Source organism: Cupriavidus phytohabitans (assembly GCF_000426345.1).
Taxonomy (GTDB): domain Bacteria; phylum Pseudomonadota; class Gammaproteobacteria; order Burkholderiales; family Burkholderiaceae; genus Cupriavidus.
In genome coordinates this window covers 1-6,005 of sequence record NZ_AUFE01000145.1, presented here as the reverse complement: position 1 = coordinate 6,005, position 6,005 = coordinate 1, and the positions used below count along the sequence as shown (strand labels likewise).

6 protein-coding genes are annotated in these 6,005 nt (G+C 58.7%); 5 read left to right on the top strand and 1 reads right to left on the bottom strand.

The features are described from left to right. The first annotated feature begins 306 nt into the window (after window positions 1–306). From K309_RS42225 to K309_RS0133455, 4 genes are read left to right on the top strand one after another with little or no spacing between them, the layout of a single operon-like run. Window positions 307–489 (top strand): hypothetical protein, encoded by a 183-nt coding sequence (locus tag K309_RS42225; protein WP_156914532.1) that lies wholly within the window; start codon window positions 307–309, stop codon window positions 487–489. After that, the gene (locus K309_RS42220; RefSeq protein ID WP_198030905.1) at window positions 486–722 is read left to right on the top strand and encodes a hypothetical protein; all 237 of its coding nucleotides are present in this window, start codon (window positions 486–488) and stop codon (window positions 720–722) included. The genes K309_RS42225 and K309_RS42220 overlap by 4 nt, the downstream gene beginning before the upstream one ends. Window positions 723–744: 22 nt before the next feature. After that, complete coding sequence (locus K309_RS0133460) at window positions 745–1,827, top strand: IS630 family transposase (protein ID WP_029050297.1); 1,083 nt, start codon at window positions 745–747, stop codon at window positions 1,825–1,827. A 12-nt stretch (window positions 1,828–1,839) separates the two neighbouring features. Beyond that, window positions 1,840–2,139 (top strand): hypothetical protein, encoded by a 300-nt coding sequence (locus K309_RS0133455; protein ID WP_029050296.1) that lies wholly within the window; start codon window positions 1,840–1,842, stop codon window positions 2,137–2,139. A gap of 2 nt (window positions 2,140–2,141) precedes the next feature. Here K309_RS0133455 and K309_RS38600 read toward each other — a convergent pair whose 3' ends face one another. Next, complete coding sequence (locus K309_RS38600; RefSeq protein ID WP_051320755.1) at window positions 2,142–5,294, bottom strand: DUF4011 domain-containing protein; 3,153 nt, start codon at window positions 5,292–5,294, stop codon at window positions 2,142–2,144. A gap of 481 nt (window positions 5,295–5,775) precedes the next feature. Here K309_RS38600 and K309_RS0133445 point away from each other — a divergent pair. Next, the coding region (locus K309_RS0133445; protein ID WP_029050295.1) for a helix-turn-helix domain-containing protein at window positions 5,776–6,005 on the top strand (230 nt) is incomplete at its 3' end.

Here is a 6,005-nt window from a genome sequence, read left to right as displayed (position 1 = left end):
CAGCTCTGCCAGCTCCACTTCAATCGCCTCCTGGATGACCCGTCGGGCCCCGCGCCTGATCAGCTCCTCGAGCCCAAGCCCGATTTCCGATAGACCGACTGCTTCTTTCCCTTTATCCTTTCTCATGGTGGACCTTTCTTGTGCTGGTTTCCGATCTCGACAATCAGATTCTCAGCGGAAAGCTCCACCGCCCTCTACTCCGCGCCTCAAATTCCCCGCCTGTACACCAGTTTCGACTTTAGCTCAGCCTGGTTAAGGAAGCACTTCAGCACTGGCGCCAGCTTTCGTGTAGACGAGCTATTGGCCATGGCCGAAGACGAAGGCTTAGACAGGCTGATGCGGCGATGCATGGTCTTGATGCTCTTTCGCTCGTTCGCGCAATCGGAAACCCTCTTTCCCGACATGCGCTCAGACGCCTCCGGCCGCTTCAGCCTGGATATCGCTGAAGGGACAAACCTCCTGTTCTCGCCTATCAGAGAAGAACAATGACAACCACGGCTCCAACCACGGTACGAAATGCTGCCAAGCTGGTTTATAAGGCACTGCATACCAATCTCTCGCCAGCGAACGATGCCCAATACCGGGAGCTGCTCGATTTGTATCGCGCCGACGCGAAGTTCGCAACGGACGTCCGGGACATCGCAGAAGGCATGGAACTGTCAGTTCTCGACTTCAGCGAACGTGGACTAGTACAACATCCCGTAAATAGATTGAATAATTAATCGCCTCCGATATCATGGCGGGATGAGTCGAGGCCGCCATGCAACGCCAGTGAAGCTGGCGAAGAAAGAACAACTGGAACTGCTATCGCTGATCGAGCGGAAGACGGCTGCGCAGCGAGATGTGATGCGCGCGCGAATCGCGTTGTGGGCGCACGAGGGCCACTCCAATACGGTCATTGCGCGGGGACTGGGTGTATCGGTGCAAACGGTCTGCCTGTGGCGCAAGCGCATTGCCCAGCAAGGTGCCCAAGGCATTCGCGAAGGCGAGCGCAGTGGCCGTCCGCCACGCATTACGCACGAGGCGCGGCTACAGTTGATCGCGCTGGCGTGTGAAACGCAGGAACCTGAGGGACGGGTCACGCCTACGCTCGACGAGATTGTGGCGCGCGCCGTGGAGCGCGGCGTCGTCGGGCAGATCAGCCGCAGCCAGGTGCAGCGCATTCTGCAGGCCGGCGACGTGCGTCCGCACCGGGTCCAGCAATGGCTGCACAGCCCGGACCCGGCCTTTCGCGAGAAGGTCAATTTGATATGCAAGCTGTACCGCAAGGCGCCTCGAAACGCGGTGGTGCTCAGTATCGACGAGAAGACCGGCATTCAGGCCATCGAGCGTAAGCACCCGGGACGTGCACCTGCGCCGGGGCGGCTGCGTCGGCGTGAGTTTGAATATGTTCGTCACGGCACCCAGGCGTTGATTGCCGCGCTGGACGTCCATACTGGACAGGTGCTGGCAGAATGCCGCGACCGGCGCACCCAGGGCGATCTGGTCGCCTTCATGGAGCGCGTGGCAACCGCGTACCCGGGCAAACAGGTGCACGTCGTCTGGGACAACCTGAACACACATCGCGCCCAGGCCGTCTGGCAGGCGTTCAACGCGCGGCACGATGAGCGGTTCCACTTCCACTTCACGCCGTTGCACGCGAGTTGGGTCAATCAGATCGAACTCTGGTTTGCCCGCTACACGCGCCGGGTGCTGCGCCATGCTAGCCACACCAGCACCGCGCACCTGCGCGAGCGCACCGAGCAGTTTGTCCGCGCGCACAATCAGGCGGCGCGCCCGTTCAAATGGAGTTTCCGGGGCTATCCGCTGCAAACCGGCGCATCGTAATCGAGGATCGACATGCCAGCTTTACCCGCCAAACATTACGCTGCCGAATTGCAGCGGCAACTGCGCAGCCTGCTCGGCCACGAGCAAATCATCACGCAAGCCTACGGGCGTCACCTGCTGATCAAACGTCTGGACGACGAGGAGCCGACCGTGGTGGCTCGGCTGACCGAGCTCGGCCGCAATCGTTATGGCGCCGCCTTTCGCAGCCAAAGTGGACGTTGGGAACCGTTGCCAGGCGCCGGTACACTCGACGAGATGGCCCAGGTAATCGTCACGCTCCTGCAGCCGTATCTGCAACCCGATAATTATTAAACCTATTTACGGGATGTTGTACTAGTCAGCTTCGACTTGTAGGGTAGCGATAGCTGTCGCGTCTCGTCCGCGATCGCGGCAACGAGGGCGACACCATGCTGCAACTTCTCTACTACACCAGCAGGCCAAGGTTCTGCCAACTGACCCGTGAGCTCACGATGCCGCGTGAGCGCGGCGATGGCTTCCCGGATGCTCTCTACGCGCTGAGGATCCAGTGGCGTAGGCAGTGCAGCATGAACTTCCGTATGCTCATGGACCAACGCAAAGCTTTGATGCAGGCCCTCGAAAATTTGCTTGGCATCGGGCTTCAAGACGAATTGCCAATCCTGTCCTGCAGCGTCAGGAAGGATTTTCGCCAGCAATCCAAGTGCGGAGCGCACTCTTCCATCTAGAGCGACTTGAGGCAATCCCACTGCGCGAACGTACTCCAAAGCCGCTGCTTGGTACCGCTCCACCACCGGCTGCATCGCCGCAGCCTTAGATAGCAAAGTAGTTTGCCAGCCGGGAGACCACTCGCTATGCGTTACGTGCGCCAGCGGTGACGTCGTCAGATTTCTTTCACCGACAGCCGTCACATTTACGTCGAGCAGGTCAGCGGCTTCACGCAGCTTTGTAAGGGCGCTTCTATCATGTGACTCGGCGCCTGGCCAGGACAGTTCTACAAGCGGCAGATCCCTGCCTGCTACCACCAAACCAATCGCCTCGTAGGCTGTCATTCCGTTGGAGTGGCGAGCATGAAGACGCTCGACGTAGCGGTTCAGCTGCGCACGCACTGACCCCAGACGTTCAGCCTCAGCGAGCCAATCCTCCGGCTCAACTGCGTTCGCTGCATCCCAGGATTTTCGAAGTTGCTCCAATACCTCGAACTTACGAGCCTTACTGGAATGCAACTCCAGACAGAAGCCCCCCAGCCCCACATCCTTCAGACGCCTGTATACGACATCCAGCGCAGCCATCTTCTCCGAAACGAACAGCACCCGCTTGCGCTCCGCCACGCATTGCGCAATAAGGTTTGCAATAGTCTGGCTTTTACCAGTACCCGGAGGGCCGATGAGCACGAAGTCTTTACCTCTGCTTGCCGCCGCAACCGCCGACAACTGAGACGAATCAGCGGGGAGCGGGCAGAACGTGTCTTGCGGCGGCAGTTCCCGGTCAAGGTTTCTCGTTTCCGGGAACTCGATGGAGCTTGGATAGACGTCCCGCGGCGTGTCAATGAGATGCTTGACGACCGGATTCTGCTTCAGTTGCTCCGTCCGCTCTACCAAGTCCTTCCACATTAGATACTTGGCGAACGAGAACGAGGAGAGCACGACGTCGTCCACCACCTCCCAACCCTTGATGTCTTTGACAGCATCCGAAACCCTGTTCCAGATAGCTGCCACGTTGAGGCCGAAGTCATCCTTCGGTAGCTCTCCGTCAGCAACGTCCAATGACAAGTCAAAGTCTTGGCGAAGCATTTCAATCAGCGTCGGATTGAAGCGCGGCTCATCGTCATGTAGCAAAATACTGAAGCCGGAGCGCGCGTTCTTTCGCTCGAGGCTCACAGGCACCAAGATGAGTGGGGCTCGGAACCGCTTGTCGTCAGCGTTTTCCCGCGTCCACGAAAGAAACCCTAGTGCCAGAAACAAGGTGTTGGACCCACCCTCCTGTAGCGCCGCCCGAGAGGAGCGATACAACTCGGTGAGGCGGGCGTCCATTTCCTCTGGCGAGATGCCGACGAAGACTTCTTTGCGTTTTAAGGCATCCAGGGCATGTTGCCGACGGACGTTTTCACGTTCACGCGCCTCGTGAATGGCCTGGCTACGCGGATCCTTTCCGTCCATGAGGTCGGGCCGCGGCAGCAGCTTAATTGCATGCCCCTCGGACAACAGGTCTTCAAGCTCGTTCGGGTCAGGCGCATCCAACTTGACGGCCTTTTTCGACGCTTTGAAGTTCAGCAGGTTGTTCCGCAGCGAGAGGTCAAGCAACTTGCGTTGCCAGCGCGTCAACCGGTCTTCCGGCCGCTCCGGAATCTCTTCATTTGAAGTCTGATGGATGTCTTCTGGTAGGTCCGGTGCATCCTCGAAGTCCGGTTCAACAGCGGCTTCCTGGGCAGGCACGTCAGTACGGGCGACCACCTCGCTACTTGCTAACGGCTTGATGCGCTGGAGGCGTGCGCGCCGAATGTCAACAGCAAGTCCGAATTCCTCTTCTTCAGCTTCGGAGATTTGCTCAGCGCCCTTCTCCGCCGCATAACTGAACTTCGGCATCGGACGATGGGTCACGAGCGTAGTTTCAAAGAGCACCAACTCCTTGAGCCTAACCCGCTTACGCAACGCGGTAACATCGTCGACAACTGCAGTGGTGAACTCCTCTGCCTTCAACCATACGCCAGCGAAGGCATGCCCATGCGTGAAGACGACGATCGGATGCAGTCCGGCCTGCTCCAGCGCGGCGCAGAACAACAGTGTGAGATCCAGGCAGGTCGCCAAGCCCGACTCTGCAATCTGGGCCGGCCCGCGCACCTTTTGGCCGCTGCGCTCAAAACTTGCCGGCGGGAGAGCGTAGTCCAGCCCCATGGCTCCGACCGCAGTCCACACTGCCGAAGCGAGCTCCCATGCTCGTTTTGCTCCGCCCGAGTAGCCATCGATTGCACCGCTCTTCCCAGCTTTACGAAGAACCTCCGATGTTTGCTTCAGGAGCCGTTCTACGGCCGGCTCGTTGGGCTGAACAAACGCGGCGACCATGTCTGGCAGGTACGATATGCCGCCCCATTGATTTCGGGGAAGCAATTCGACAGGGAGCTCGGCAAGTGCCAGCTCCTCGGAGTCTTGGGTAAGCAGTCGGAACGTGACCGCCGCCTTTTCGGCTTCCGTAAGCCGGCCCAGTAGCGGCCCGTCCAGCGGAATATCGAGGTCGGAGACACGGATGGTCTGCTCGGCGCCAAGTCGGTCAATGTGCCAGGTCTTCGTCTTGAGGAATGCGGGCTCAGACGTCGCAACCAAGCGCAGAGATTGATAGTCGACCTTCGTGTCGTTCAAGACGGTAAGGTCGCGGATGGCGGGTATGGCGTTCTGGAAGTCCGCCAGGTTGATCTTGCCCGCCAGCGTGGCGACGACCTTTACGCGCGGTGGCTCTTCTGCAGCCGGCGCCTGTTCGGCAGTTGTGCTTTCCATCCAGCCCCGTCCAATGCTTCACCTGGTCCGCCTACGAACCAGGAAGCGATAACTTGTTGAATCGGCGAAGCTGGATACTGCTCAGTTAATGCATTGAATCTAATACATTTCTTCTGCCCAGCAGTCGCTCGCCGAGTTATGGTGACCCACAGTCGACACGAATGTTGGCACAAATTGAATGCGGGTTCCATACCACTTTTGGTGGAGCGTAAGCATGGCCTGCAGAATGCCGTATGCACTTAACGTTACGTCGTGAGTACTAACAAGCTAGTTTGTCTGGCCAGGTTCACTTTGACGGGGCGTACCGAATCGCTTTATCGGCCGTTCTAGTCCCGCGGAAGGCAGCGCGCAAGGACATATGAAGCTTGTAAGTTGGTACTCGCGAGGAGACTCGAATCCCTAACAGGCCGCTGAAATACCGCCGACCAAAGTGAATCGCCCCGGGTTTTGAGGAGGCTCCAAGTCTTGAGAGAATGGAGCCATGAACAAGCAGAACAAGCATTCCCCCGAAGTCCAAGAGCGGGCTGTTCGCCTGGTGCGAGAACAGCTCGGCGAGCATCCGTCGCTATGGGCGGCGGTCCAGGCCATTGCCCCAAAGATTGGGTGCTCGGCCCATACATTGTTGAAATGGGTCAAGCGTGACCAAATTGATAGCGGTGAACGCGACGGCGTAACGACGTCAGAACGAGAACGCGTCAAGGCGCTGGAGCG